This is a genomic window from Nocardia sp. NPDC056611, assembly GCF_042792755.1.
GTDB lineage: Bacteria > Actinomycetota > Actinomycetes > Mycobacteriales > Mycobacteriaceae > Nocardia.
On sequence record NZ_JBHTVV010000001.1, the window covers coordinates 696,963 to 722,289 of the forward strand.

Below are 25,327 nucleotides of genomic sequence, written 5' to 3' on the forward strand. Positions count from 1 at the left end.
TCACCTCGCTCGCACGCGATTCAGAGTTTCCTGAGCCGCAGCCGGTTGATGGTGTGGTCGGAGTCCTTGCGCAGCACCAGGGTCGCGCGCGGCCGGGTCGGCAGGATGTTCTCCACCAGGTTCGGCCGGTTGGTGTTGTGCCAGATCTCCTTGGCCTGGTTGGTGGCTTCCTGGTCGTTGAAGTTCGCGTAGTGGTGGAAGTGCGAGTTCGGGTCCTGGAACGCGGTCTTGCGCAGCGACAGGAAGCGCTGCACGTACCACTTCTCGATGTCCTCGATGCGGGCGTCGACGTAGACCGAGAAGTCGAACAGGTCCGACACCATCAGGCGCGGACCGGTCTGCAGCACGTTGAGGCCCTCGACGATGAGGATGTCGGGCTGGCGCACACAGTGGTACTCGCCGGGCACGATGTCGTAGGCGATGTGCGAGTAGACGGGCGCGCACACCTCGGACGCGCCGGATTTCACCTCGGTGACGAAACGCAGCAGCTTGCGCCGGTCGTAGGACTCCGGGAAGCCCTTGCGGTGCATGATGCCGCGCCGGGTGAGTTCGGCTGTCGGGTACAGGAATCCGTCGGTGGTGACCAGATCCACCCGCGGATGGTGGTCCCAGCGCGCCAGCAGCGCCTGCAGCACACGCGCGGTGGTGGACTTGCCGACGGCGACCGAGCCCGCCACGCCGATGACGAACGGCACCTGACGGTCGGGGTGGGTCTCACCGAGGAAGGTGGCGGTGGCGGCGAACAGGCGCTGCCGGGCCGCGACCTGCAGGTGGATGAGTCGGGCCAGTGGGAGGTAGACCTCGGCGACCTCTTCGAGGTCGATCTGCTCCCCGAGACCGCGCAGGCCGACCAGTTCCTCTTCGGTCAGCACCAGGGGAGTCGCCTTGCGCAAGGTACGCCACTGCTTGCGGTCGAATTCGACGTAGGGGCTGGGCTCGCTCATCCGTGCCATTACTCGTGTCCTTGCATTCGACACTCGTGTCCTCGAATCTGACACTCGCCTCGCGTCGCCAACACTCCACGCATAGCCGAATTGTGCTCGGCTCCAACATCGAGGTGAACACCAGGTGTTGCTACTGGCCGGTAACTAGAGTGGGATGGGCCACATCACAGGCATCGGGCGTGTCGGGTGAGGCTGCGCGGCACGGGATCCGGGCCGCTCGAGCGCTGAGAATCACCTAGGGTCGAGCTATGGCAGCGCATCCCCTGGTGACCGAGTATCTGCGGCTGGGACTGGCCTTCGACCGGCTGGAGGAGGGATTCGTCGATGCCTACACCGGCGACCCGGCCCTGCGCCGCGAGGTCGAGAACGCGCCGAAGCCCGAACCACGCGAGCTCGCGCACCAGGCCGCGGGCCTGCGCAAGGAACTGCCCGAGGCGGGCCTGTCCGAGGAGCGCGTCGAATTCCTCGACGTCCACCTGCGGGCGCTGGAATGCTCCGGGCGCAAGTTCGCGGGGGAGGACATCTCCTTCGCCGAGGAGGTGAGCGCCTACTTCGACGTCGACATCGCCCCGGGCGACACCGAGGACTACCGCGAGGCCCACCGGCAGCTCGACGAGGTGCTGGCGGGCGACGGACCGCTGCTGGACCGCATCTCCGCGCACCGCCGCCAGGACGAGATCCCGCCCGAACGCCTGAAGGAATGCGTGGCCGCCTTCTCCGGCGCGCTGCGCGAACTGGTCCGCGACCGCTACCCGCTGCCCGACAACGAGCATGTGGAATACGAAGTGGTGGGCGACAAGCCGTGGTCGGGCTTCAACTACTACCTGGGCAACTACCAGTCCCGGGTGGCCATCAACTCCGATCTCAAGCAGCACCTGTCGCAGCTGCCCGGGCTGATCGCGCACGAGTCCTACCCGGGCCACCACACCGAGCACTGCCGCAAGGAGGCCGGACTGGTCGGCGCCGGCCAGGACGAGCAGACGCTGTTCGTGGTGAACACCCCGCAGTGCTTGATGGCGGAGGGGCTGGCCGATCTGGCCCTGAAGTCGATCGTGGGCCCGGGTTGGGGCCGCTGGGCGCAGGAGATCTACGCGGATCTCGGCCTGCGTTTCGATGGCGAACGCGCCGAGCGGATTTCGACGGCGTCGGCGAACCTGCTGAGTGTGCGCCAGGATGCGGCGCTGTTGCTGCACGACCGCAAGCGTGATTCGACCGAGGTCGCGGAGTATCTGCAGCGCTGGAGTCTGGTCACGCCGGAGCGGGCCACGCAGTCGCTGCGCTTCCTGTCCTCACCGCTGTGGCGGGCCTACATCTCCACCTATGTGGAGGGCTATCGACTGCTGGGCGGCTGGCTGGACCGGGCGGGCGATGCCGCCGAGCGGTCCGAGCGTTTCCGCCGGTTGTTGGACGAACCCCTCACGCCCGGCGCGATCCGCCGCATGTGAGGGGTACTCCCCGAAGGTCCGGAACGGGTCAGGCGCCCCAGGAGGCACAGGACGCGCCACCGGAGGACATGGTGCACAGGGTCTTCAGCAGGGTGAACAGGATGTCGGTCGGGCCACCGGTCGCGATGTTGAACAGCATGTGATGAATCCTCGAAATCTGGGTAGGGGCAAGGACACTGACCTATCTGGGTCAGCCGTGCGTCACCTTACCCAGATTTGTTGCTCCGCCATAGCCTGTATCTGTGATTCTGTCCACTCGAAGGACTGTTAACGCCGTTGGCTAGGATGGGAGGACCGCGACTGGCGCACTCGAGGTGGAAGTAACCACCGGGAAGCACCCCAAGTCCGGCACCGCGCGCCTGGGTGCCTGGCGATCCCCGAATCCCGATTCGGGGTACCCGGACGACGGAGGTGCGCCATGCGCGATTCCCTGAACCCACTGACCGACTCCGCGGCGGCGGCCAATACACTCGGCGACGTGACGACCCAGACGAGCGCCTCTGTGAACAGCCAGTCCCTCGCCGAACTCGACCCCGAGGTCGCGGCCGCGATGGGCGGCGAACTCGCTCGCCAGCGCGACACCCTCGAGATGATCGCCTCGGAGAACTTCGTGCCGCGCGCGGTCCTGCAGGCGCAGGGCAGCGTGCTCACCAACAAGTACGCCGAGGGCTACCCGGGCCGCCGCTACTACGGCGGCTGCGAGAACGTCGACATCGTCGAGGATTTGGCCCGCGCCCGCGTCAAGGAGCTCTTCGGCGCCGACTTCGCCAACGTCCAGCCGCACTCGGGCGCGCAGGCCAACGCCGCCGTCCTGTCCGCGCTGATGAACCCGGGCGAGAAGCTGCTCGGCCTGGACCTGGCCCACGGCGGCCACCTCACCCACGGCATGCGCCTGAACTTCTCGGGCAAGCTGTACGAGGTGCACGCCTACGGCGTGTCCAAGGAAGACCACCGCGTCGACATGGACGAGGTCCGCAAGATCGCCCGCGACACCCGCCCGAAGGTGATCGTCGCCGGCTGGTCGGCGTACCCGCGCCACCTGGACTTCGCCGCTTTCCGTGAGATCGCGGACGAGGTCGGTGCGTACCTGTGGGTCGACATGGCGCACTTCGCCGGTCTGGTCGCCGCCGGGCTGCACCCGTCGCCGGTCCCGCACGCCGACGTCGTGTCCTCCACCGTGCACAAGACCCTGGGCGGCCCCCGGTCCGGCCTGATCCTGGCCAAGCAGGAGTTCGCCAAGAAGCTGAACTCCTCGGTCTTCCCGGGTCAGCAGGGCGGCCCGCTCATGCACGCCATCGCCGCCAAGGCCGTGGCCTTCAAGATCGCCGGCGGCGCGGAGTTCGCGGAGCGTCAGGCCCGCACCATCTCCGGCGCCAAGATCCTCGCCGAGCGCCTGACCGCCACCGACGCCAAGGACAAGGGCATCACCGTCCTGACCGGCGGCACCGACGTGCACCTGGTGCTGGTCGACCTGCGCAACTCGCAGCTCGACGGCCAGCAGGGCGAGGACCTCCTGCACGAGATCGGAATCACCGTGAACCGCAACGCGGTTCCGTTCGACCCGCGCCCGCCGATGGTCACCTCCGGCCTGCGCATCGGCACCCCGGCCCTGGCCACCCGCGGCTTCGGCGACGAGCAGTTCACCGAGGTCGCCGAGATCATCGCCGCCGCGCTGACCGGCTCCGCCGACCTGGACTCCCTGCGTCAGCGCGTCTCCAAGCTGGCCCAGGACTTCCCGCTGTACGACGGCCTCGAGGACTGGCGTCTGCTGGGCTGACAGCTGCCGAACGGTCAAGCGCCCGCCGCGATCTCACGATCGCGGCGGGCGCTCGTCGTTTCAGAAGGTCCAGAACCTGCGCGGGCCGCCGGTGAGCTGGGGAGCGTCGGCGGAGACGGTGGCGATCAACTCCTTGGGATGCGGGTTGACCCAGTTGCGCTCCGTCGAACCGTCGCGGAACACGACCGTGGGCACGGTCTCGTTGCCGTCGGCCACCGAGCGGACGAACGCCGCCGCGTCGGGGTCCTGCCAGATGTCGACCTCACGGTGAACGATGCCGTGCCGGTTGAGGACCCGCCGCATGCGCGAACAATAGGGGCAGCCGGGACGCCGGTAGACGATCAGCTCCGCGGTGGCATCAGCGCTCATTCTCGGAGTGTAGGACCCCGGCGACGGAACGGCCTATGCTGCAAGGGGATCGGAGGCGGGGATGACGACGACCGTTTTGCTGCTGGGATTGACGTCGGCCGTGGTGGACGAGGTGCGCGAGCGCGTCGACCTCCCGGAGGTCGATCTCCACGCGGGCACCGGGCTGGCCGATCTGCGGGACACGTTGGCGCGCACCCCGATCGACCACGTGATCATGGGTGCGGGCCTGGACCTCGAGGACCGGCTGCGCATCGTGCGCGCCGTCTTCGAATCCAGTGACCGCACCACCGTCCACCTGAAGGACTTCGCCTCGGGGCCGCAGGGATTCGCGCCGTTCGTGCGTGCCGTGCTCACGGGTTTGCACGGCACGCCGCTCGGCGATTCCTGACTCGGAGGCCGGGGATTCCCGGCCTCAGGCGTGCTTGGTGAGGTAGTCCACGTACATCGGGCGCAGCACCTCGCCCAGTTTGCCCTCACCGGCGTGGAAGTAGTCGTCGAGCAGGGCCGCGGTGTTCCAGATGTCGACTTCACCCTCGCCCTGTTTGCCCGCGGCGACCTCCGCGCCGGGGATCGCCTTGAGCAGTTGCCACAGGAATTTCACGTCACCGTGGCGGGCGGCCAGCTTCACGGCGCGGTCGTGCAATTCCTTGGTGGACAGGGTCGCCAGATCCGGAGTTTCGGCCATGGTCTCGACTGTAATGGAGGCCATGACACAGCAACCGGGATACCGGGTCAAGCGCGTCTACGACGCCCCCGATGCCGCCGACGGCCGCCGCGTGCTGGTGGACCGGCTGTGGCCGCGCGGCATCAGCAAACAGCAAGCGGCCATTGACGAATGGGCCAAGGACGTGACCCCGTCGAACGAACTTCGCAAGTGGTATCACGCCGCGCCGGAGACACGCCGTGCCGAGTTCGAGCGCAAGTATCGAATCGAGCTCGACGCCGATGCGGCCCGCGAAGGTCTGGCGCACCTCCGGGCGGAGGCCGCGGCCGGTCCGTTGACCCTGGTCACGGCCACGAAAGAGCCGGAGCACAGCCATGTCCCGGTGCTTCTCGCGGAATTGGGCGAAACACCCTAACGGGACTCCCGTTAACCCGATCTTCACGAATGTGCCCGATAGACGGGCGGCCGGATCGCGAATTCGGCGGTAGCGTCGGGGGTGCGGGCCGCGTAGGTGTGGCTCGTACGGGAGGTCCTGATCGTGACTGAGCAACTCAGTACGAGGGGGCCGGCACCCGGCCCTCGGGTCGTACGACCCCAAGGCTGACCGGCCCAGCGAGAACGCTCGCGCGGTGTCGCGCGAGTGGCAAAGGAGCCCACCGTGACTGATGCACGCTCCGTCAACGCTCCCACCAGGGACGCCGGCTCTGACCAGAGCCCGCGGCCCACGACACGGGGAGTTCGCGCCTCGCAGTCGTCCGATTCCGGACCGAAAACCTTCGTAGTCGACACGTCGGTGTTGCTGTCCGACCCCTGGGCCCTGACCCGCTTCGGCGAGCACCACGTGGTGCTGCCGCTGGTGGTGATCAGTGAGCTCGAGGCCAAACGCCACCACCACGAACTCGGCTGGTTCGCTCGCGAGGCGCTGCGCATGCTCGACGATATGCGCTTGGCGCACGGTCGGCTCGATCAGCGGGTGCAGGTCGGCACCCAGGGCGGGACACTCCAGGTGGAGTTGAACCACACCGACCCCGCGGTACTGCCCGTCGGATTCCGCACCGACAGCAACGATTCCCGCATCCTGGCGTGCGCGCTCAACCTGGCCGCCGAGGGCCAGCGGGTCGCGCTGGTATCCAAGGACATACCCCTGCGGGTCAAGGCCGGCGCGGTCGGCCTGCAGGCCGAGGAGTACCACGCCCAGGATGTCGTCATCTCCGGATGGACCGGCATGGTGGAGCTCGAGGTGGCCACCGCCACCGTCGACAAGCTCTACGCCGATTCGGTCCTCGATCTCGACGAGGCGCGGGACATGCCCTGCCACACCGGGATTCGCATGGTCAGCCCGCGCGGCAGCGCCCTGGCCCGGGTCACCCCGGACAAGCGGGTGCAGCTGGTGCGCGGCGACCGGGAGGCGTTCGGACTGCACGGGCGCTCGGCCGAACAGCGGATCGCACTGGATCTGCTGCTGGACGAGAGCGTCGGCATCATCTCGCTCGGCGGGCGGGCCGGTACCGGTAAATCCGCGCTGGCGCTGACCGCCGGACTGGAGGCGGTGCTGGAGCGCCGCACGCATCGGAAGGTGGTGGTGTTCCGCCCGCTCTACGCGGTGGGCGGGCAGGAGCTCGGTTACCTACCGGGCTCGGAGGCCGACAAGATGGGGCCGTGGGCGCAGGCCGTCTTCGACACCCTGGAGGGGCTGGCCAGCCCCGAGGTGATGGAGGAGGTGCAGGCGCGCGGCATGCTGGAGGTGTTGCCGCTCACCCATATTCGCGGACGCTCGCTGCACGACTCCTTCGTGATCGTGGACGAGGCGCAGTCGCTGGAACGCAATGTGCTGCTCACCGTGCTGAGCCGGTTGGGCAGCGGATCGCGGGTGGTGCTCACCCACGATGTGGCCCAGCGCGACAACCTGCGGGTGGGCCGGCACGACGGCGTGGCCGCGGTGATCGAGAAGCTCAAGGGGCACCCGCTGTTCGCGCACGTCACCCTCACCCGCAGTGAGCGGTCGCCGATCGCGGCGCTGGTCACCGAGATGCTGGAGGAGTTCGGACCGAATTCCTGAGATTCGGTAGGTAGTTCACCCGCCCGGCCGGAGAGCCACGCGCCCCCCGGCCGGGCGGCGGCATCACCTGGGTCGACAACAAGACCACGGTCACCGAGAAGTAGCCCGGCCGATCCGGGGCGTCCCGCGCGGGCGTACCGGACCCGGGAACTGCCATAGCGAAGACGAATTACCGCGAAGATCCCCGCGGTAGCCGATCTGCCGCTAGGTTGTTCGCGTGCACAACGTTTTGGCCGATCGGGACCTGCTGGATTCACTCGCGGCGGAGGTGGAGACCAACCTCACACGGCATATCGACGCCAGCCCGGAGTGGCAGCCCCACGATTACGTGCCGTGGTCCGACGGCCGCAACTTCCAGGCCATGGGCGGAACCGATTGGGACCCGGCGCAATCCGAGCTGAGCGAGGTCGCCAAGACCGCCCTCACGGTGAGCGTGCTGATCGCCGACAACCTGCCCTCCTACCACCGTGAGCTGGGCAAGCACCTGCGCACCGGCCCGTGGTGGCGGTGGGTCGGCCGTTGGACCGCCGAGGAGAACCGGCACGAGATCCTCATCCGCAACTTCCTCATGGTCACCCGCGCCGTCGACCCCATCGCGCTGGAGCGCATGCGCATGGCGGCCATGACCGCCAGCTTCAACCGTCCCGGCATGCACCTGCTCGAGGTGCTCGCCGTGTCCGCCCTCGAAGAGGCCGCCGCCGCCGTCCGGCACCGCAACACCGCCCGCCTCGCCGGCGACGTCATGGTCGCGTCGATCGCCGACCGCCTGGCCGCCGACGACGAGCTGCAGGCCGTCTTCTTCGCCAACCTGATCTCCGCCGCCCTGGACCTGGCCCCCGACCAGACCCTGCGCGCCATCGCCGACCGCGTCGCCGACTTCCAGGTGCCGGTGATCGAACTGTCCGACGGCCGCTCCAGCGACGAGGTGCTGGCCGCGGCCGGGATCTACGACCGCGCCCGGGAGCCCGAGCTGGTGTTCGGACCGCTGCTCGAGCAGTGGAAGGTCTTCACCCGCACCGACCTCGGCGAGGACGGGGAGAAGGCGCGCGCCGAACTGGCCCACCTGCGCCCCTGAACCAGCCGACGCAGCCGGCTCGGTCGAGGCGCCTGGACGGCCGCCGCGACCGAACCGCCTGCCGCGCCCCGGAATCGCCGGGGTACCCGACCTGACGCCGCGCCTCGTGCGCGGTTTCGATGCCGACGCCCGCCGCGAGAATCGTGGCGGGCGTTGTGCTTTCACGGGTCGGCGCCGTGCCTGCGCGGTTCAGTGCGGGAGTATCGCGCGCACCACGCCGGTCGCCGTGCCGCGCAGGACGTTCTCCCACGAGAAATGGTCGTGCCAGAGCGTGATGCGGCCATTGCGGAACTCGAAGGTGCCGCACACCCAGAACGCGATCTCGATCGGGCCCACCCGCAGGTAGTCGGTGCGCTCGGTGAGCACCACCCCGTCGTCGGTCGCGGCGATGTGGTGCATATCGGCCCGGAAGCCGAAGCGCGGGTTGTTGAACAGGCCCAGCACCCAGCGCACCCGGTCGATACCGCGCACGTCGGGCAGCGAGGTGTTCTTCCAGACGATGCCCGGGTCGGCCAGTTCGAGGGCCTCGGGCACGATGTTCATCTCCAGCGCCGCGAAGAATTCGCGCACGGTGGTGACCGGATCCTGCTTCAGCTCGGGTAGCTCCGCCATCTGCCGAGCGTAAGCCGAATCCGGGCCGCGGCACAGACATTCCCGGCAACTACCGCCGTGTCGCGATGAGCGCCGCCACCCCGTCCAGGATGCGCTCGATGCCGTAGTCGAGGGCGTTGTCGCGGCCCGCCGCGGCCGCGCTCCCGGTACCGGGGACGGCCTCGGCGAGCGCCACCGCCGCGTGCGGGAAGCGGTCGGCCTGGGTGAGGAACACCGCGGTCATCTCCCGCGCCAGTTCGCCCTCGAGGTCCGCGCCCGCGGTCCCGGTCTGCAGGCCCATCCCGCGTACGTGGTTGAGCAGCAGGACGACGGTGTCGAGGCGTTCCGCGTGGGTCAGGCCGCTGCGGTCCAGCACGGCGAGAGCGGTCTCCAGCCAGGCCAGCTCGTTGGGGCCCATCACGCGGACGCCGGTGGCCAGTTCATTGAGCCACGGGTGGGCGACGGCATTGCCGAAGAAGGTCCCGGACCACTCCCGCAGGTAGGCCCGCCACGATTCGGGATCGGCGGGGTCGGTGTGGTTCTCCGGCGGCGAGCTCAGGGCGGCGTCCAGCATGAGCGCGGTGAGCTCGGTCTTGCCGGGGACGTAGCGGTACAGGGCCATCTTGGCGCAGCCGAGCCGTTCGGCGAGCCGGGCCATGGACAGGCTGGCCAGGCCTTCGGCGTCGGCGAGGTCGACGGCCTCGGCGACGATGCGCTCGAGGGTGAGCGAGGGTTTGGGCCCGCGCCGGGGGCGGTCGGGGGTGCCCCAGAGCAGTTCGCGGGTGGTGGGTGCCGGCATGGTCGCCATCCTTCCGGATTTCCGAGTTGACACCTAACTGCGTCCACCATACTCTATTAATCATCAACAGCGTCCGAGGGACGCAGTTACTGAAGGGTCACCATCATGCGCAACACCACCGTCCTCGTCTCCGGCGCCAGCGTCGCCGGTCCCGCTCTCGCCTACTGGCTGCACCGCTACGGCTTCCAGGTGACCGTCGTCGAGAAGGCCCCCGCCCTGCGCACCGGCGGACAGGCCATCGACTTCACCGGCGAGACCCACATGACCGTGCTCGAGCGGATGGGCGTGCTCGCCGACATCGAACGCCGCCAGACCGGCAAGACCGACATGGTCATGCTCGACGAGTCCGGGCAGCAGCGGGCCCTCATCTCCGGCGACTTCACCGGCGGCGACATCGAGATCCTGCGCGGCGACCTGGCCGCGATCATGTACGAGCACACCGCCGACACCTGCGAATACCTGTTCGGCGACACCGTCACCGCGCTCACCGAGACCGCCGACGGCGTGGACGTCGAATTCGCGCACGCCCCGGCCCGGCGCTTCGACCTGGTCTTCGGCTGCGACGGAATCCACTCGCGGATACGGAAACTGGCCTTCGGACCCGAATCCGAATTCCTCGCCTACCGCGGCTACTACTACGCGCTCGCGGGCGCGTCGCCGTGGGAGGACGCCGACGGATCGCGCGAGCGGGCGGTGTCCCACGGCTGGACCGCGCCCGGGCGGCTCGCCGTCGACGGCGGGGCGAAGGCCGCGCAGATGTACATGTTCGCCTCACCCGAACTCGAGTACTCCCGAGACGATTTCGACGAGCAGCGCCGGATCGTCGCCGAGAAGTTCACCGGCATGGGCGGCGAGGTGCCCGCCATGCTGGCCGACCTCCCGCACCTGGACGGGTTCTACCTGGACTCGCTGAGCAAGGTGACGATGAAGAACTTCGTCTCCGGACGCGTGGCCCTGGTCGGCGACGCCGGTTACGGCAACACCCTCGCCGGATTCGGCACCGGGCTCGCCGTCGTCGGCGCGTACGTCCTGGCCGGTGAACTGGCCGTCGCCGACGGCGACCACACCGTCGCCTTCGCCCGCTACGAGGACATCATGAAGCGCTACCTGCGCAAGGCCGACGACGCCCGCCCCGGCCCGTTCCTGGCCCCGAAAACCGCCCTGGGCCTGCGCTTCCGCAACTGGTTCCTGGGATCCTGGGCCTTCGACATGATGCTGAAGTACGCCGATTCGGCGAAGAACGACATCGAGTTGCGGGACTACCCGGCGCTGGTCTCCCACTGAGCCGGGCGCCGTGGGGTCAACGCCAGGGCCCGAACAGCCCGTTCGCGTAATCGGTCAGCGCGTTCTGCAGGAACGGCCCGAAACTCACCCGGGCCACACCCAATTCGGCGAAGTACTCCCGCCCGCCCTGGGTGGGGATGCCGATGGAATTGATCGGCAACGGCAGTTCCCCGGTGAGCCGCCGCAATACCTCGGGCTCGTGCCGGCCGACCGGATAGAGCACGTCGGCGCCGGCGGCCGCGGCGAGACGCAACCGCTCGAGCGCGCTGTCCAACCGCTCCGCCGGAGTCCCGGTATCGGGACGCAGGAACACATCGGTGCGCGCGTTCACCACCACATGCACCCCGGTCGCGTCGGCGGCCCGCCGCAACTCACCGACCAGATCCGCATGCTCCCGCGGCTCCCGCAGCCGGCCACCCTCGCTGTGCACGGTGTCCTCGATATTGAGACCAACCGCCCCGGCCTCCAGCAGACCCTCGATCAGAGTCGCCGGCTTCTGCGCGTACCCGGACTCGATATCCACCGAGACGGGAATGTCCACCGCGGCCGTGATCTCCCGAATCCGCGAGGTCACCTCGGAGAACGTCATCCCCTCCCGGTCCGCCTTCCCCAGCGAATTCGCGAGCGGATGGCTCCCGACGGTGATCGCCGAGAACCCGGCCTCCCGTACGAGAGTCGCGGACCAGGCATCCCACACGGTCGGCAGGATGACGGGATCACCGGGCTGGTGAAGAGCGAGAAAGTCGGCGGCTTGCTGCTCGAGGCTCATGATTCGATCCTGCCTGACGGTGTCAGTGGGTGAAAGGTGGACTGCGCCACCGGCACCGGTCGTACGCCGGTGCCGGGCGGTGCCGAGGTCAGTTGCCGTCGACCTTGGCCATCGAGAGCACGTTCAGGCGGCGGTCGAGTTCCTCGAGGGAGAGGTTGTCGCCGATCAGGCCGCGGTCGATGACCGTTTGGCGGATTGTCTTGTGCTCCTTCAGGGCCTGCTTGGCGACGGCGGCGGCTTCCTCGTAGCCGATGGCCGAGTTCAGTGGGGTCACGATGGACGGGGAGGATTCCGCGAGGTGCCGGAGGCGGTCCACGTCGGCTACCAGGCCGGACACGCACTTGTCGGCGAACAGGCGGGAGACGTTGGCCAGCAGGCGGATCGACTCGAGGACGTTGCGGGCCATCACGGGGATGTAGACGTTCAGCTCGAACGCGCCGTTGCCGCCGCCCCAGGCGATGGCGGCGTCGTTGCCGATGACCTGCGCCGCCACCTGCGTAACCGCTTCGGGGAGGACCGGATTCACCTTGCCGGGCATGATCGAGGAGCCGGGCTGGAGGTCCGGGAGCTGGAGTTCGGCCAGGCCGGTGAGCGGGCCCGAACCCATCCAGCGGATGTCGTTGGCGATCTTGGTGAGGCTGATCGCGACCGTGCGCAGCGCGCCGGACAGCTCCACCAGGGCGTCGCGGGCGGCCTGGGCCTCGAAGTGGTCGCGAGCCTCGGACAGGTGGTCGAGGTCGGTCGCCTTCGTCAGCTCCGCAACGACTTTCGCGCCGAAACCGGCGGGCGCGTTGAGGCCGGTGCCGACCGCGGTGCCGCCGATGGCCAGCTCACCGACGCGGGGCAGAGTGGCGAGCAGGCGTTCGACGCCCGCGCCGACCTGGCGGGTGTAGCCGCCGAACTCCTGGCCCAGGGTGACCGGGACCGCGTCCATCAGGTGCGTGCGGCCGGACTTGACCACCGACTTCCACTCCCGCGACTTGTCCTGCAAGGCCAGCCGCAGATGGTCCAGGGCGGGGATCAGCTCCTTGACCACTGCCTCGGTGGCCGCGAGATGCGTTGCGGTGGGGAAGGTGTCGTTGGAGGACTGCGACATGTTGACGTCGTCGTTGGGGTGCACGGTGACGCCGTCGCGGGCGGCGATGCTCGCGATCACCTCGTTGGCGTTCATGTTCGAACTGGTGCCGGACCCGGTCTGGAACACGTCGATCGGGAACTGGTCGTCGTGGCGGCCGTCGGCGACCTCGTTGGCGGCCGCGATGATGGCGTCGGCCTTGGCCTTGTCCAGCAAGCCCAGATCGCGGTTCACGGCGGCGCAGGCCGCCTTCAGCAGGCCGAGCGCGCGAATCTGCGCGCGCTCCAGGCCACGTCCGCTGATCGGGAAGTTCTCCACCGCGCGCTGCGTCTGCGCGCGCCACAGGGCGTCGACGGGGACACGAACCTCACCCATCGTGTCGTGCTCGATCCGGTATGAGGCATGTTCGCTGGTCACAGGCGGTTTTCCTCTCTCAAATTGCTACTGGGGAGCAGCCAGTTCCAACTTTGCTCCAGCTTTGGTTGTTCCACGCCTTCGTCGGTCGATACATGCCCGATGCCGGCGGTACCTCACGGCTGACCATTCCAAGGCTAGAGTCTCGAGCACCTCAGCATTGTCAACGGGCTCGATGGGTCGGCCCTCCGGGTCGATATAGTGCCGCTGCACGATCGTCAGCTTCGGCAACGCCGAAGTGCTTACAGACCCGCTGATTCGGTATCTGTAAGTGAGCTGTTCCGCGCAGATGGTCGCCATCAGCCGGTCCGCCGGGGGTGGCAGTGCCTGCCCAACCCTGCACTGGCGTGCCGCTTCGCTTGTGGGCTGTTGGGACAACATTTACCGCCGTGACCGCCAGCCCGAGGACAAGCTGGGAAGTGCACGTCCGGACCTCCGTTCACCGCACGCTGCCCTGGCACTTGGCGAGAACCTGATGTACCAACCGAGTGTTCTTCTGTGACTTGTTGGGGCGAATCATGACGAGGCTCAGAAGGGCCGGGTTGCGACACGACCGAACTCGTCAACCCAGATCTGAACTCGCGTGTACCTGGGTTTCATCGTCTCCAGAATCCAGATGAAGGCCCAGAATCCGCAGGTGATCAATGTGAGAATCAGGTGCAATAGGTGGCACCGCGTCACGGTAGCAAATCTCTAGCTCACGGAACCGGCAGTATTCCAGACATTCTCTACCTAATCGACTCCGCTACAGGGGCTTTCGGAACGGGGGAGCCTCGCAGGGGTGATATCGCGCCGCCACCCCGCGGAGTGCTTGCTGGGTGGCTGGGAGTGCCACGCCTGGCAGCGTGTCTGAAAACCGTGATCGGTCATCAGCCACCGCCCTTCTCGGGCGTCGTCGGTTCACGCCATGTGTGCGGTGTGAACGTCGGTTCTCGCGTCGTCCGGGCCGGTTGCACCCGTACCCATGGGATGCAGGTCAGTGCCTTCCCGTCGGCGAGCGTTGGTAACCCGGCCCCCTGCTTGGGGGTCCGGGGATCGGAGAAAGACTTGATTTCCGGTTGTCGGCCACACCGCGAGGTTGACCGCCGCATTGTGGTCGCGGTCGGCGCGAAACCCGCACTCGCAGGCGAATACCCGGTCCGACAAGGTCAGGGTGGTGTTCACTCTGGCACACGCCGAGCATCGCTTACTCGACGGGTACCAGCGGTTCGCGGTCGCCACGGTGCCGCTGCGCCACTGCTGTTTGTAGGTCAGCAGTCGGGCGAAGTCGGCCCATCCGGCGTCACTGATCGCACGCGCCAAACGGTGATTGCGCAACATACCCGCCACATTCAGGTCCTCGACGACGAGCCGGTCGTGGGTTTTGACCAACCTATTGGTGACCTGATGCAGAAAATGGCGGCGTATGTTGGCGATCCGGTGATGATGGCGTGCCAGCCGGGCGGCCACGACGGCGCGGTTGCGGGATCCTTTCTGCTTGCGGGACAAGGATTTTGCCAGTCGCCGCTCATGTCGTAGCCCGGTGGCGAGGGGTCTCGGTGTGGTGTCGATGCGGGCGACTTCGGTGCCGTGGGCGGTGGCGGCGACCAGGAACGCCGCCAATCCACGATCGACACCGACCCAGCCGGTGTCATCGGAGGCGGGGCGTGGTCGGTGGTGGAGTGCGGGGTGTAGATCGGCGGCCTCGACTGTGACGCTGAGCTGCCAACGACCCGCCCGGAACACGATAGTGGTGTAGAGGATTCTGGCACGCTGGTGCGTGAGTAGACGCCGTAGGCGGCGGGTGTCTTCCCGCACCCGCAGGGCTCCGAGACCGGGCAGGGTCACTGATCGTGGAATCCCGTTGTCCCCGAAACGGATCCCCGCGCGACCGGATTTGGAGATCTTGTTGCGCAGCCGGAACGCCGGGGTGGTTGCGCTCTTCGTCTTGAATCGGGGAAACCCGACCCTGCTGCCTTTGCGTTTGCCGGTCCGGGAGTCGGTGAACGCGCCCAAGGCGCGTCCGCAGTCGACAGCGCCTTCCTCGAATACCTGCTGACATACCTCGTTACGCCAGCCCAGCCCGATGACCTGGATCTCAGCGACCCCGGCCGGGTCGACGGTGATCACGCGCCCCGCGGCTTCGGTCTTCTTCCAGGTGTTGAAGGCGTTGATCAGACTGAAACCGGACCACGGCACGGGGTGACCAGGATCGGTTCTGCGGTGGTTGAGCGCGGTTTTCACCAATCCCAGCGAGGTGTTGTACGCGAACCGGGCCGCACCGGCGTGGCGGGCCAGCGCCTGCTGCTGCTCGACGGTGGGGTCGAGGCAGTAGCGGAAGGTGGTGTGGCGGCTCATCATCGGCGAGTTTGGCACAGGCCACCGACAGCAACCGGTGCTGAAGCCAGGCACTTCGCCTACCAGCGGGACCGAGCATTCTGATGACCGTACTGAAGGATCGGCACACCGTACCCAGGGAATAGAACTGTGGCCGGGCAATCGTCCGACTGCCCGGCCACACAACGGGTTTCGCCGATCAGGGCAGCGGCGGGGTGGCGTGCTCGTCGCCGACGAAGTCCACCGACGCGTACTCGCGCAGCTTGGTCAGGCGGTGGAAGCCGTCGATCATGCGGATGGTGCCGGACTTGGCGCGCATCACGATGGACTGGGTGTAGGCGCCGCCACCGTAGTAGCGCACGCCCTTGAGCAGGTCACCGTCGGTGACGCCGGTGGCGCTGAAGAACACGTCGTCACCGGAGACCAGGTCGGTGGTGTTCAGGATGCGGTCCAGGTCGTGGCCGGCGTCGATGGCCTTCTGGCGCTCGGCGTCGTCCTTCGGGGCCAGCTTGGCCTGCAGCGCGCCGCCCATGCAGCGCATGGCGGCCGCGGCGATGATGCCCTCGGGGGTGCCGCCGATGCCGATCAGCATGTCGACGCCGGACTCCGGGCGGGCGGTGGCGATCGCGCCGGCCACGTCACCGTCGGAGATGAGGCGGATGCGGGCGCCCGCGTCGCGCACGGCCTTCATGTGCTCGGCGTGGCGGGGGCGGTCCAGGATGCAGACCGTGAGGTCGGAGACCGAGGAGTTCTTGGCCTTGGCGACCCGGCGCAGGTTCTCCGCGATCGGCGCGCCCAGGTCGATCACATCGGCGGCGTCGGGGCCGACGGCGATCTTCTCCATGTAGAACACGGCCGACGGGTCGAACATGGCGCCGCGCTCGGCGACCGCCAGCACGGAGATGGCGCCGGGGGAGCCCTTCGACATCAGGGTGGTGCCGTCGATCGGGTCGACCGCGAAGTCCAGTTCGGCGCCGGTGCCGTCGCCGACCAGCTCGCCGTTGTACAGCATGGGCGCTTCGTCCTTCTCGCCCTCACCGATCACCACGATGCCGCGCATGGAGACGGTCGCGACCAGCTGACGCATGGCGTCCACGGCAGCGCCGTCGCCGCCTTCCTTGTCACCCCGGCCTACCCAGCGGCCCGCGGCCATGGCGCCGGCCTCGGTGACCCGGACCAACTCGAGTGCGAGGTTGCGGTCCGGTGCCTCGCGGCGGCTGGATGCGGTCATGAGAGGAGCCTCCTTGTTGTCAACTGCTGCGTAAATTGTCGCATTGCGGTTTTGGGCTCCACGCAAGTACTGACGTTTCACTTTCGCGCTGGTCGTGGACGTTTACGGGAAACGCCCGACACGAACGGGTTCGTCGACGGCACCGCGGGGATTCGTTGATGGCAGTGTGAGCCGGGTCGCATCCGGGTGCCGTGGATACTGTGTGCGTGTCGTACCAAAAGCCGCGCAGCCAGAACGACTACCGGGACCTCATCTGGTCCTTGCTCCCGCTGGTGCTGATCTGCCTGGTCATCGCGGGCATCGCGAGCCAGTGCTCCTTCACCACGAAGGGGCCGACACAGGGCCAGATTCCGGCCTTCGACGTGAAGACCGCCCTCACCGACGACGCGCGGCACCTGTCGTTCCCGATCCGGCTGCCCGTCCTCCCCGACAGCGGCCCGGACAAGTGGACCCCCAACTCCGGCAGCCACGACACCATCACCGGCACCGGCGGCGGCGACCTCAGCACGGTCGGGTTCATCAGCCCCGAGGGCACCTACATGCAGCTGACGCAGTCCAACGCCGGTGTGGACGCGCTCGCCAAGAAGTACGCGCCCGTGAAGGTCGCCACCGGCAGCGAGCAGCGCGGCGACCACAAGTGGAGCGTGTTCGCCGAACCCGGCTCCGAGCCCGCCTGGATCTCCGACTTCGGCGACGTCCGGATCCTGATCAAGGGCGCGGGCAATGGGGCGGCCTTCAACACGCTGTCGACCGCCATCGGCCAGGCCCAGCCGCTGCCGCGCAGTTGATCCCGGCGGCGCCGGGCCCGCTGTCCGGGCCCGTCCCGCGCAGTGCCGTCTACTCCGCCGAAGTGCGGTGCGCCAGGGCGTCTTCCACGCGCTTGCGCGCACCGGCGAGATGCTGTTCACAGCGGGTGGCCAGCGCCTCGCCGCGCTCCCACAGCGCCAGCGACTCGTCCAGATCCATGCCGCCCTGCTCCAGCATCTTGACCACGTTCACGAGCTCGTCGCGAGCGCGCTCGTAGCCGAGCCCGGCGATCTCGGTGCGTTCGTCGTCGGTCATCAGGAGTCCTTCCGGGTCGGGCGGGGAGCCAGGGATTGGGAGCCGAGGGCCGCGGCGGAGATCGCGCCGTCGGCCACCCGGATACGGAGCTGAGTGCCGGGCGGCGAGTCCTCGATGGCCCGGACCACCTCGCGGTCCTTGCCGTTCACCCGCTGCACCACGGCGTAACCGCGGGCCAGCGTGGCGGCCGGACCGACGGCCGCGAGTTTCTCGCGCAGGTGCCGGGTGGTGGTGGACTCGCCCGAGAGCCGATGATCCACCGCGCGCTGGGCGGCGGTGCGCAAACGCTCCACCTCGTCGTGACGCTGGTCGAGCAGGCGCAGCGGGTCGGCCAGCACCGGGCGCGAACGCAATTGGGTCAGGGCGCGCGCCTCCCGGTCCACCCAGCCGCGCAGGGCCGCGTTGGCGCGCGACCGAAGCTCCTGCAGCAGCGCGGTTTCCGCGGCCGCGTCGGGGACGATCCGCTTGGCTGCGTCGGTGGGGGTGGCGGCGCGCAGGTCCGCCACATAATCCGAGATCGGATTGTCCGGTTCGTGGCCGATGGCGCTGACGATCGGGGTCTTCGCGGAAACGATGGCGCGGCACAGGGTCTCGTCGGAGAACGGCAGCAGATCCTCCACGCTGCCGCCGCCGCGCGCCAGCACGATCACATCCACGTCGGGATTCGCGTCCAGCGCCGTGATGGCCTCCAGGATCTGCGGCACCGCGGTCGGGCCCTGCACGGCGGTATTGCGGATCTCGAAGCGCACGGCGGGCCAGCGCTGCGTCGCCACCGTCACCACATCGTGCTCGGCGGCGCTGGCGCGGCCGGTGATCAGGCCGATCCGATTGGGCAGGAACGGGATCGGACGCTTGAGCCGCGGATCGAACAGGCCCTCCGCCGCCAGCAACGCCTTCAACCGCTCGATGCGGGCCAGCAGCTCGCCGATGCCCACCGGGCGAATCTCGGTGACCCGCAACGACACCGTGCCGCGACCGGTGAAGAACGACAACTTGCCGTACACGACGACCCGGCTGCCCTCCTGCAACGGCACCGCGGAACCGCGCAGCAGCTCCGGATCGCAGGTCACCGACAGCGACATATCCGCGGCCGTGTCCCGCAGCACCAGAAACGCGGTGCGAGTCCCCGGGCGCAGATTCATCTGGGTGATCTGGCCCTCCACCCACACCGCGCCCAGCCGGTCGATCCACTGCGCCACCTTGACGGCGATGGTCCGCACCGGCATCGGGTTCTCGGCGGACGAGCTCGGCGGCTTCGCGGCGCCCGGCGTCGTTTCGGTGCTCACGCCGACGATTCTGTCAGTGCCCACCGACGCGACAGCGCCGACCGTCCGGGTCGTGTCCCGGACGGTCGGCGCCGATCGAGTGATTACTGCGCGGAGACCGTCGCGATGCGGTTGGTCAGCATGGTGACGAAGGGGGCGCGGTCGCGCGTCTGCTTCTCGTAGTCGAGGAGGGTTGCCAGATCCTCCACGGACAGCTGACGCAGTCGCGCGCGCAGCTGGGCGATGGTCATGTCCGCGTACGCGAGGCGGGTCGCCACTTCGGGCTCGGTGACGGAGGTCTCGGGCTCGGCGGCGACCTCCGGCTCCGCCGGGGCGGGCTCGGCCGGGGCGGGCTCGGCGTCGGCCACGAGTTCCAGCTTGGCCGCGGCGCTGCCGTTGTGGCCGTTGGTGGCGGCCTTGGAAGCCATTGCGGGCGCGACGGTCTCGGTGGCCTCCGGTTCGGCAGCCTCCTGCGCGGCCGATTCGGCGGGCACCGGAGCGGGTTCGGGCTCGGTGAAGAGGTCGAAACGGCTCCGGTAAGCCGATTCGGCGCCGAAGCTAGGAGTTTGCTCGTCGTCATCGTCCTCGTCGAAGGTGGCCCAGGCGGGCTGCTCCTCGGACTGGGTCAGCAAACGGTCGAAGACGGCGTCGCCTTTGAGGGCGAGGCTGGTCACGAACTGCTGGAGGTGCATGGTGGTCTGCAGCATCTGGCTGATCGCGGTGATCGGGAAGTTGATCGCGGTCGCCGGTAGCCGACGAGTTTCCTCGAGGGCGTAGACGGCGGCCCCGGCGGCGACCCGGGCCAGGAACGGAGGTCGGAACATGCCCCTAGCCTGCCCGAAACGCCGTGTGATGCAAAGGTGACAGCACACGAAAAGTGATTGTGATGCCAACCTCCGCGCGAATGCGCACCGGGCCGCACACGTATTCTGTGGGGCATGTCCTCGGGTATCCCTTTGAACGTCGGAATCGTCCGGTCCGCGGCGGGTGATGCCGGCGCGCCGCTGAGTCCTTCGCACAAGCGCGTACTGCTCGCCGAACCCCGCGGTTATTGCGCCGGTGTGGACCGGGCGGTCGAAACTGTGGAGAAGGCGCTCGAAAAGCACGGCGCCCCCCTCTATGTCCGCAAAGAAATCGTGCACAACCGGCATGTGGTGGAAACACTGCGGGACCGCGGTGTGATCTTCGTCGACGACACCGAGGAGGTGCCGGAGGGCGCGCTGGTGGTGTTCTCCGCGCACGGCGTCTCCCCGGCCGTGCACGAATCCGCCGCCGCCCGCAAGCTGCACACCATCGACGCCACCTGCCCGCTGGTCACCAAGGTGCACCAGGAGGCCAAGCGCTTCGCCCGCGACGACTTCGACATCCTGCTCATCGGCCACGAGGGCCACGAGGAGGTCGAGGGCACCGCCGGTGAGGCGCCCGAGCACGTGCAGCTGGTGGACGGCCCGGACGCCGTCGACGCCGTCACCGTGCGCGACGAGAACAAGGTGATCTGGCTCTCCCAGACCACGCTGTCGGTCGACGAGACCATGGAGACGGTCAACCGGTTGCGGCAGAAGTTCCCCAAGCTGCAGGATCCGCCCAGCGACGACATCTGCTACGCCACCTCCAACCGTCAGACCGCGGTGAAGGCGATGGCCCCCGAATGCGATCTGGTGATCGTGGTCGGCTCGCGCAACTCGTCCAATTCGGTGCGGCTGGTGGAGGTCGCGCTCAGCGCGGGCGCCCGCGCCGCGCACCTGGTGGACTACGCCCGCGAGGTGGACACCGCCTGGCTGGAGGGCATCGGCACGGTCGGCGTCACCTCGGGCGCCTCGGTTCCGGAGATCCTGGTCGAGGGCGTGCTGGAGCTGCTGGCCGAGCACGGTTTCGGTGAGGTGCTGCCGGTCACCACCGCGAACGAGACGCTGGTCTTCTCGCTGCCGCGCGAACTGCGCGCCGCGCGCGGGTAGCCCCGCGGCCGGGTTTATCCGGCTACGAAAACACATTCGCGCCTGCCACATTCGTTGTGGCGGGCGCGAATTGCTATCCGGATGATCTTATTTCGTCCCGAATTTCGTGATTGCCGGAAATCTACGGCGCTCGTCGCTCGGGTGTCGCGGTCAGCGTTCGATGCGGCCGGAATCGCGTTCGCGATAGCGCACATTCGGACGCGGATGCGGGGGCACCTCGCCCGGCTGCGGGCGGCGACGGCGGCCGCCCTCGGCCGCGGGGGCCGGATTGGCGCCGGGGCCCGCGGCCTGTTCGGGACTCTGGGCGCGCCGGCGGCGGCCGTCGCCCGCGGCGGGCTCCGGCGCGGGCTGCGCGGCCCGGCGTTCCCCGGTGCGGGTGCGGTCGGCCGGGGCGGCGCGACGCTCGCCGCCGCGGGGCGGCTCGGCGGGGACCGCGCGGCGTTCCCCGGTGCGCGGTGGCTGCTGCTCGCCGTACTGGCCGCGGCGGCGGCCTTCGGCGGGGGCGGCGGACTGGTCCGGGCGCGCCGGGCGGCGGCGGCCCTCGGCGGCGGGCGGAGTGCGATCGGCGGCGGCCGGATCGGCCTCGCGGGAGCGGCGGCGGGTCTCACCGGACTGCCGGTTCGCCCCCACCCGCGGCGGTCCGGCGGCGACCCGGCCGGTGGCGCGGCGGGACGAAGGGGCGGAATCGGTTTCGGTGGGTTCGGTCACGCCCGCGCCCGTTGTGTCGTCGCCGGGCCGGAAGCGGCGTCTGGCGGGGTCCTTGGCGTCGGCGGGCCGGGTGCGCTGGGCGCGGGCGCCGCCGGGCCGGGTGGCGCGGCCCCGGAGCGTGCGGGCCTCGCCGTCGACGCCGTCCTTGCCCTCCTTGCGGTGCATGGCGATCCGGACCCCGCCGACGATCAGCACCAGGGTGGTGGCCAGCGCCATCGTGGGGAACCGGTTCACCAGCGGGATGGCCAGATTCAGCAGGATCTCGCGGAGCTTGAAGCTGCGGGCGGAGCCCAGCAGGAGTTGGTACGACACCGGCACCGCGATGAACAGCAGTAGCGGCGGCAGCACCAGCGCGGTGAACAGTCCTCGGAAGCGGACCGCGAGCACGGCCAGCAGGCAGCCGATCACGTACAGGCTGGCGAACGTGCCGGTGAGCTCGTCGCCGCCCATCGAATCGATCAGGAACCCGACGAACGTGCACGTCACGGCGATCAGGACCGCGATCGGAGCCGAGACGCCGGGAACCGACGGCAGGATCGAACGGTGCGGCGGGGGCACCTCGGTTCGCTCGCGTTGGGTAACTGCCACGTCAAGCACACTAAGGCATGTCGGTGTTTCACGAGGCAGGCGACATCGGGCAGGTATTCCGAATCGTGTGAACCAGGAGTTAGCTACGGCGTGTGCGCCCTGGGACCGAGCGGTTGCTCAGGCCTCATCCGCCTCGTCGCCGCGGAATCGATATTCGTCTCCGGCGAAGCCGACCGCGCGGGGCCAGCTGTCGATACCGCGGACCTCCGGCGGGGCGGCGTCCGCGACACCGAGATCGTGCATCTTGCGGGCCGTCACCAGCACGCGCGACTCCATCGACGCGACCGTGTGGTTGTAGGCGTCGACCGCCTTGCCCAGCTGGGATCCCAGCCGGTCCAGGTGGCGGCCGGTGGTGCCGAGCCGGGTGTAGAGCTCGCGGCCGAGCTGCTGGATCAGGGCCATGTCCGCCGACATCGCCTCCTGCCGCCAGCCCAGCGCCACCGTGCGCAGGAGGGCCATGAGTGTGGTGGGCGTCGCCAAGACCACATTGCGACCGAAGGCGTACTCGAGCAGTCCGGAATCGGCGGTGAGCGCCGCGTCCAGGAACGGATCACCGGGCACGAACAGCACCACGAAATCGGGGGAGGGGTCGAAGGCCGCCCAGTACTCCTTGGCCGCCAGCTGATCCACGTGATTGCGCAGGTGCCGCGCGTGCAGGGCCAGATGACCGGCGCGCTCGCGCGGGTCCTCGGTTCCCGCGGCGTCGAGGAACGCGGTGCACGGCACCTTGGCGTCCACCACGATCTGACGGCCGCCGGACAGCCGCACCACCAGGTCCGGCCGCACCACCGTGTCGCCGCGGCGGGTCACCTGGGTGTCGAAATCGCAGTGCCGGGCCATCCCGGCCAGCTCCACCACCCGCTCCAGCTGGATCTCGCCCCAGCGGCCGCGCACCTGGGGCGCGCGCAGGGCGGCCACCAATTGACCGGTCTGGGTGGACAACTGGTGTGACATCCGCTGCATGCCCGCGACCTGTTCGCGCAGGCCCGAATACGCGTTGATGCGGTTGTGCTCGACCTCCCGGATATGCCGGTCCAGGCTGCCGACCGCGTCGCGCAGCGGTTCCACCAGCGCGCCGATCGCATGCGACTGCCGCCGCGCCGCGTCCTCACTGGCCGCCCCGAGCGATTGCCGCAACAACTGCTCGTTGTCCCGCATGGCCGCCAGTCTCGCCTCGGCCATCGCACCCCGCTGCCCCGCCCGCGCGGCATGCCCCAGCCAGCCCAGGGCCAGCCCCGAAACGAACACCAACAGCAGCGCGAACAGCATCGGTGCGGTCATGGCCTGTGATAGTGCCGTACGGGACCGACAATCCGGTGAAGCTCGCCCGCCTCCCCGTGTCTTCGGCGGACGGCGGAGAGCCGTCGAGTGTGCCGGATCCGTGCCGTCGGCGGGGCGCCGAGCCGACTCCGGGCGTACCCGGCGAGTTACCCGGACCGTCGCGAAATCAGTTGTCTCCTCGGCAGACGCTGAATCGCCCGGGCATACATCGGCGTGTTTCAGTCGACTCGCCAGGGTGTAGCCCAACCTGTCGGAGCGATCGCCTAGCGTTCTCCGGCATGCGGATCCTGCACACCTCCGACTGGCATATCGGGCGCACCTTTCATGGCGTCGATCTGCTGACGGATCAGGAGTGCTCGCTGGCGGCCATCGCGGAATTGGTGCGGGTCGAGGGGGTGGACGTGGTCGTGCTGCCGGGGGACGTGTACGACCGTTCCATTCCCAGCGCGGATGCGATCGCGGTGTGCAATCGGGGATTCGAGGCAATTCGGGCAGCGGGGGCGGCGATTATCGCGACCTCCGGAAATCATGACTCGCCGACTCGGCTGGGTGCGCTCGGGAGTTTCGCGGCGGCGGGCGGATTGCATTTGCGCTGCCGGATCGCGGATGTGGCGCGGCCGGTCGTGCTTTCCGACGAGTTCGGTGACATTGCCTTTTACGGCATTCCGTACTTGGAGCCGGAGATCACCCGGGCGGAATTGGGTGTACCGCAGGCGCGTTCACACGCCGAGATTCTGGACGCGGCCATGGGGCGGGTGCGCGCGGATCTGGCGGGGCGGGCCGGGGCGCGCTCGGTGGTGCTGGCGCACGCGTTCGTGGTGGGCGGTGAGGCGACGGGCTCGGAGCGTTCCATCTCCGTGGGCGGGGTGGAGACGGTGTCGTTGTCGGCGTTCGACGGCATCGACTACACCGCCCTGGGGCATCTGCACTCGCCGCAGACGCTGTCGGAGTCGGTCCGGTATTCGGGATCGCCGCTGCCGTATTCGTTCGGCGAGCGCTCGCACCGCAAGGCCGTGTGGATCGTGGATCTCGACGCCTCCGGGCTCGCGGAGGTGCGGCGCCACGACCTCCCGGTGGTGCGTGGCCTGTCCCAGCTCACCGGACCGCTGGAATCCCTCCTGGAATCGCCGGAGCACGCCGAAGCCGAAGCCCACTATGTATCGGCGACCCTCACCGACGCCGCGCGCCCCGTGGACGCCCTGCGCCGGCTGCGCGACCGCTTCCCGCACGCCGTCCATGTGGAATGGCAACGCCCGGACGGCAACCCGGAACTCCGCTACCGCGAACGCGTCCACGGCCGCCGCGACACCGAGATCGCCCAGAGCTTCCTCTCCGACGTCCGGGGCGTCCCGACCGCGGGCGAGATGACCTGGCTCGAACGCGCCCTCTCCGCCGCCACCCGCGAAAAGGACGGCCTCCGCCGGGTTTCCGCGCCGGATGAGCGCCTGGCGTCGCCAGCCGTGGCAGCTCCACCGGCGGTGGCTGCCCCCGCGGAGAGGGCGACGGTAGCGGCCGAGGCCGTCGTTGCGGAGACGCCTGCGGTGCCGACCGAGCTGGGTGCCACCCGAAGCGCCTCCGTGTCGGCGGAGCCGGATGTCGCCGAGCCGGGGGCGGCGGAAGCGGAGCGGGTGGTCAGCGCGGCCGGGTTCGACGGGT

Annotated in this window: 23 protein-coding genes and 1 pseudogene; 10 read left to right on the forward strand and 14 right to left on the reverse strand. The window is 68.9% G+C overall.

Annotation, left to right across the window (positions count from 1 at the left end; genetic code table 11):
• Positions 1–20: 20 nt before the first annotated feature.
• The gene (gene coaA / locus ACFRAQ_RS03135; RefSeq protein ID WP_357091711.1) at positions 21–953 is read right to left on the reverse strand and encodes a type I pantothenate kinase; all 933 of its coding nucleotides are present in this window, start codon (positions 951–953) and stop codon (positions 21–23) included.
• Positions 954–1,192: 239 nt separating this feature from the next.
• Here coaA and ACFRAQ_RS03140 point away from each other — a divergent pair, with 239 nt between their 5' ends.
• Together ACFRAQ_RS03140 and glyA are read left to right on the forward strand one after the other, a co-directional pair.
• On the forward strand, positions 1,193–2,389 hold the full coding sequence (locus ACFRAQ_RS03140; RefSeq protein WP_379093408.1) for a DUF885 domain-containing protein: 1,197 nt from the start codon (positions 1,193–1,195) through the stop codon (positions 2,387–2,389).
• 418 nt (positions 2,390–2,807) lie between these two features.
• Positions 2,808–4,166 (forward strand): serine hydroxymethyltransferase, encoded by a 1,359-nt coding sequence (gene glyA, locus ACFRAQ_RS03145; protein WP_379093411.1) that lies wholly within the window; start codon positions 2,808–2,810, stop codon positions 4,164–4,166.
• A 60-nt stretch (positions 4,167–4,226) separates the two neighbouring features.
• On the opposite strand, the gene ACFRAQ_RS03150 is transcribed toward glyA, so the two are convergent.
• On the reverse strand, positions 4,227–4,535 hold the full coding sequence (locus ACFRAQ_RS03150; protein WP_379093414.1) for a glutaredoxin domain-containing protein: 309 nt from the start codon (positions 4,533–4,535) through the stop codon (positions 4,227–4,229).
• Between the two features lie 61 nt (positions 4,536–4,596).
• Between ACFRAQ_RS03150 and ACFRAQ_RS03155 the strand changes: the two genes are divergently transcribed.
• On the forward strand, positions 4,597–4,923 hold the full coding sequence (locus ACFRAQ_RS03155) for a hypothetical protein (protein WP_379093416.1): 327 nt from the start codon (positions 4,597–4,599) through the stop codon (positions 4,921–4,923).
• Positions 4,924–4,947: 24 nt separating this feature from the next.
• On the opposite strand, the gene ACFRAQ_RS03160 is transcribed toward ACFRAQ_RS03155, so the two are convergent.
• Positions 4,948–5,220 carry a hypothetical protein gene (locus ACFRAQ_RS03160; RefSeq protein ID WP_379093418.1) on the reverse strand — a complete coding sequence of 91 codons (273 nt, stop codon included), beginning with the start codon at positions 5,218–5,220 and terminating at the stop codon, positions 4,948–4,950.
• A 22-nt stretch (positions 5,221–5,242) separates the two neighbouring features.
• Here ACFRAQ_RS03160 and ACFRAQ_RS03165 point away from each other — a divergent pair, with 22 nt between their 5' ends.
• The 3 genes from ACFRAQ_RS03165 to ACFRAQ_RS03175 all read left to right on the forward strand — a co-directional run bounded on the left by ACFRAQ_RS03165 (position 5,243) and on the right by ACFRAQ_RS03175 (position 8,333).
• A complete protein-coding gene (locus tag ACFRAQ_RS03165; RefSeq protein ID WP_379093420.1) occupies positions 5,243–5,614 on the forward strand; it encodes a DUF488 domain-containing protein in 372 nt (123 codons plus the stop codon).
• A 243-nt stretch (positions 5,615–5,857) separates the two neighbouring features.
• Positions 5,858–7,258, forward strand: a complete 1,401-nt coding sequence (locus tag ACFRAQ_RS03170) for a PhoH family protein (protein ID WP_379093423.1) — start codon at positions 5,858–5,860, stop codon at positions 7,256–7,258.
• Between the two features lie 217 nt (positions 7,259–7,475).
• Positions 7,476–8,333, forward strand: a complete 858-nt coding sequence (locus ACFRAQ_RS03175; RefSeq protein ID WP_379093426.1) for an acyl-ACP desaturase — start codon at positions 7,476–7,478, stop codon at positions 8,331–8,333.
• Between the two features lie 189 nt (positions 8,334–8,522).
• Here ACFRAQ_RS03175 and ACFRAQ_RS03180 read toward each other — a convergent pair whose 3' ends face one another.
• Positions 8,523–8,945 (reverse strand): limonene-1,2-epoxide hydrolase family protein, encoded by a 423-nt coding sequence (locus tag ACFRAQ_RS03180; RefSeq protein WP_357091684.1) that lies wholly within the window; start codon positions 8,943–8,945, stop codon positions 8,523–8,525.
• A 49-nt stretch (positions 8,946–8,994) separates the two neighbouring features.
• Complete coding sequence (locus ACFRAQ_RS03185; protein ID WP_379093430.1) at positions 8,995–9,723, reverse strand: TetR/AcrR family transcriptional regulator; 729 nt, start codon at positions 9,721–9,723, stop codon at positions 8,995–8,997.
• 105 nt (positions 9,724–9,828) lie between these two features.
• On the opposite strand from ACFRAQ_RS03185, the gene ACFRAQ_RS03190 reads away from it, so the two are divergent.
• The gene (locus ACFRAQ_RS03190) at positions 9,829–11,007 is read left to right on the forward strand and encodes an FAD-dependent monooxygenase (protein ID WP_379093433.1); all 1,179 of its coding nucleotides are present in this window, start codon (positions 9,829–9,831) and stop codon (positions 11,005–11,007) included.
• 16 nt (positions 11,008–11,023) lie between these two features.
• Here the strand turns inward: ACFRAQ_RS03190 and ACFRAQ_RS03195 are convergent, their stop codons facing one another.
• The 4 genes from ACFRAQ_RS03195 to glpX form a co-directional block, all read right to left on the reverse strand.
• A complete protein-coding gene (locus tag ACFRAQ_RS03195) occupies positions 11,024–11,776 on the reverse strand; it encodes an isocitrate lyase/phosphoenolpyruvate mutase family protein (protein WP_379093437.1) in 753 nt (250 codons plus the stop codon).
• Positions 11,777–11,864: 88 nt separating this feature from the next.
• Positions 11,865–13,268 (reverse strand): class II fumarate hydratase, encoded by a 1,404-nt coding sequence (locus ACFRAQ_RS03200; protein ID WP_379093440.1) that lies wholly within the window; start codon positions 13,266–13,268, stop codon positions 11,865–11,867.
• 897 nt (positions 13,269–14,165) lie between these two features.
• Positions 14,166–15,743 (reverse strand): RNA-guided endonuclease TnpB family protein, encoded by a 1,578-nt coding sequence (locus tag ACFRAQ_RS03205; protein ID WP_379093443.1) that lies wholly within the window; start codon positions 15,741–15,743, stop codon positions 14,166–14,168.
• A 37-nt stretch (positions 15,744–15,780) separates the two neighbouring features.
• Entirely contained in the window at positions 15,781–16,812 is a 1,032-nt protein-coding gene (gene glpX / locus ACFRAQ_RS03210) for a class II fructose-bisphosphatase (RefSeq protein WP_357280095.1), read from the reverse strand.
• 206 nt (positions 16,813–17,018) lie between these two features.
• On the opposite strand from glpX, the gene ACFRAQ_RS03215 reads away from it, so the two are divergent.
• Positions 17,019–17,600, forward strand: coding sequence for a DUF4245 domain-containing protein (locus ACFRAQ_RS03215; protein ID WP_379093446.1), 582 nt, complete (start codon positions 17,019–17,021; stop codon positions 17,598–17,600).
• Between the two features lie 49 nt (positions 17,601–17,649).
• Here ACFRAQ_RS03215 and ACFRAQ_RS03220 read toward each other — a convergent pair whose 3' ends face one another.
• From ACFRAQ_RS03220 to ACFRAQ_RS03230, 3 genes are all read right to left on the reverse strand, one after another.
• Positions 17,650–17,874 (reverse strand): exodeoxyribonuclease VII small subunit, encoded by a 225-nt coding sequence (locus tag ACFRAQ_RS03220; protein WP_357280090.1) that lies wholly within the window; start codon positions 17,872–17,874, stop codon positions 17,650–17,652.
• Positions 17,874–19,100, reverse strand: coding sequence for an exodeoxyribonuclease VII large subunit (gene xseA, locus ACFRAQ_RS03225; protein WP_379095772.1), 1,227 nt, complete (start codon positions 19,098–19,100; stop codon positions 17,874–17,876). Before xseA ends, ACFRAQ_RS03220 begins: the two co-directional genes overlap by 1 nt.
• 143 nt (positions 19,101–19,243) lie before the next feature.
• Entirely contained in the window at positions 19,244–19,963 is a 720-nt protein-coding gene (locus tag ACFRAQ_RS03230; protein ID WP_379093449.1) for a lipid droplet-associated protein, read from the reverse strand.
• 114 nt (positions 19,964–20,077) lie between these two features.
• Here ACFRAQ_RS03230 and ACFRAQ_RS03235 point away from each other — a divergent pair, with 114 nt between their 5' ends.
• Entirely contained in the window at positions 20,078–21,094 is a 1,017-nt protein-coding gene (locus ACFRAQ_RS03235; RefSeq protein WP_379093452.1) for a 4-hydroxy-3-methylbut-2-enyl diphosphate reductase, read from the forward strand.
• A 150-nt stretch (positions 21,095–21,244) separates the two neighbouring features.
• Here ACFRAQ_RS03235 and ACFRAQ_RS03240 read toward each other — a convergent pair whose 3' ends face one another.
• Positions 21,245–22,390 (reverse strand): DUF6542 domain-containing protein, encoded by a 1,146-nt coding sequence (locus tag ACFRAQ_RS03240; protein ID WP_379093455.1) that lies wholly within the window; start codon positions 22,388–22,390, stop codon positions 21,245–21,247.
• A gap of 117 nt (positions 22,391–22,507) precedes the next feature.
• The gene (locus ACFRAQ_RS03245) at positions 22,508–23,671 is read right to left on the reverse strand and encodes a DNA recombination protein RmuC (RefSeq protein ID WP_379093458.1); all 1,164 of its coding nucleotides are present in this window, start codon (positions 23,669–23,671) and stop codon (positions 22,508–22,510) included.
• Between the two features lie 278 nt (positions 23,672–23,949).
• Here ACFRAQ_RS03245 and ACFRAQ_RS03250 point away from each other — a divergent pair.
• Positions 23,950–25,080 (forward strand): annotated as a pseudogene (locus ACFRAQ_RS03250) (exonuclease SbcCD subunit D); the annotation flags it as partial.
• Between the last annotated feature and the right edge of the window lie 247 nt (positions 25,081–25,327).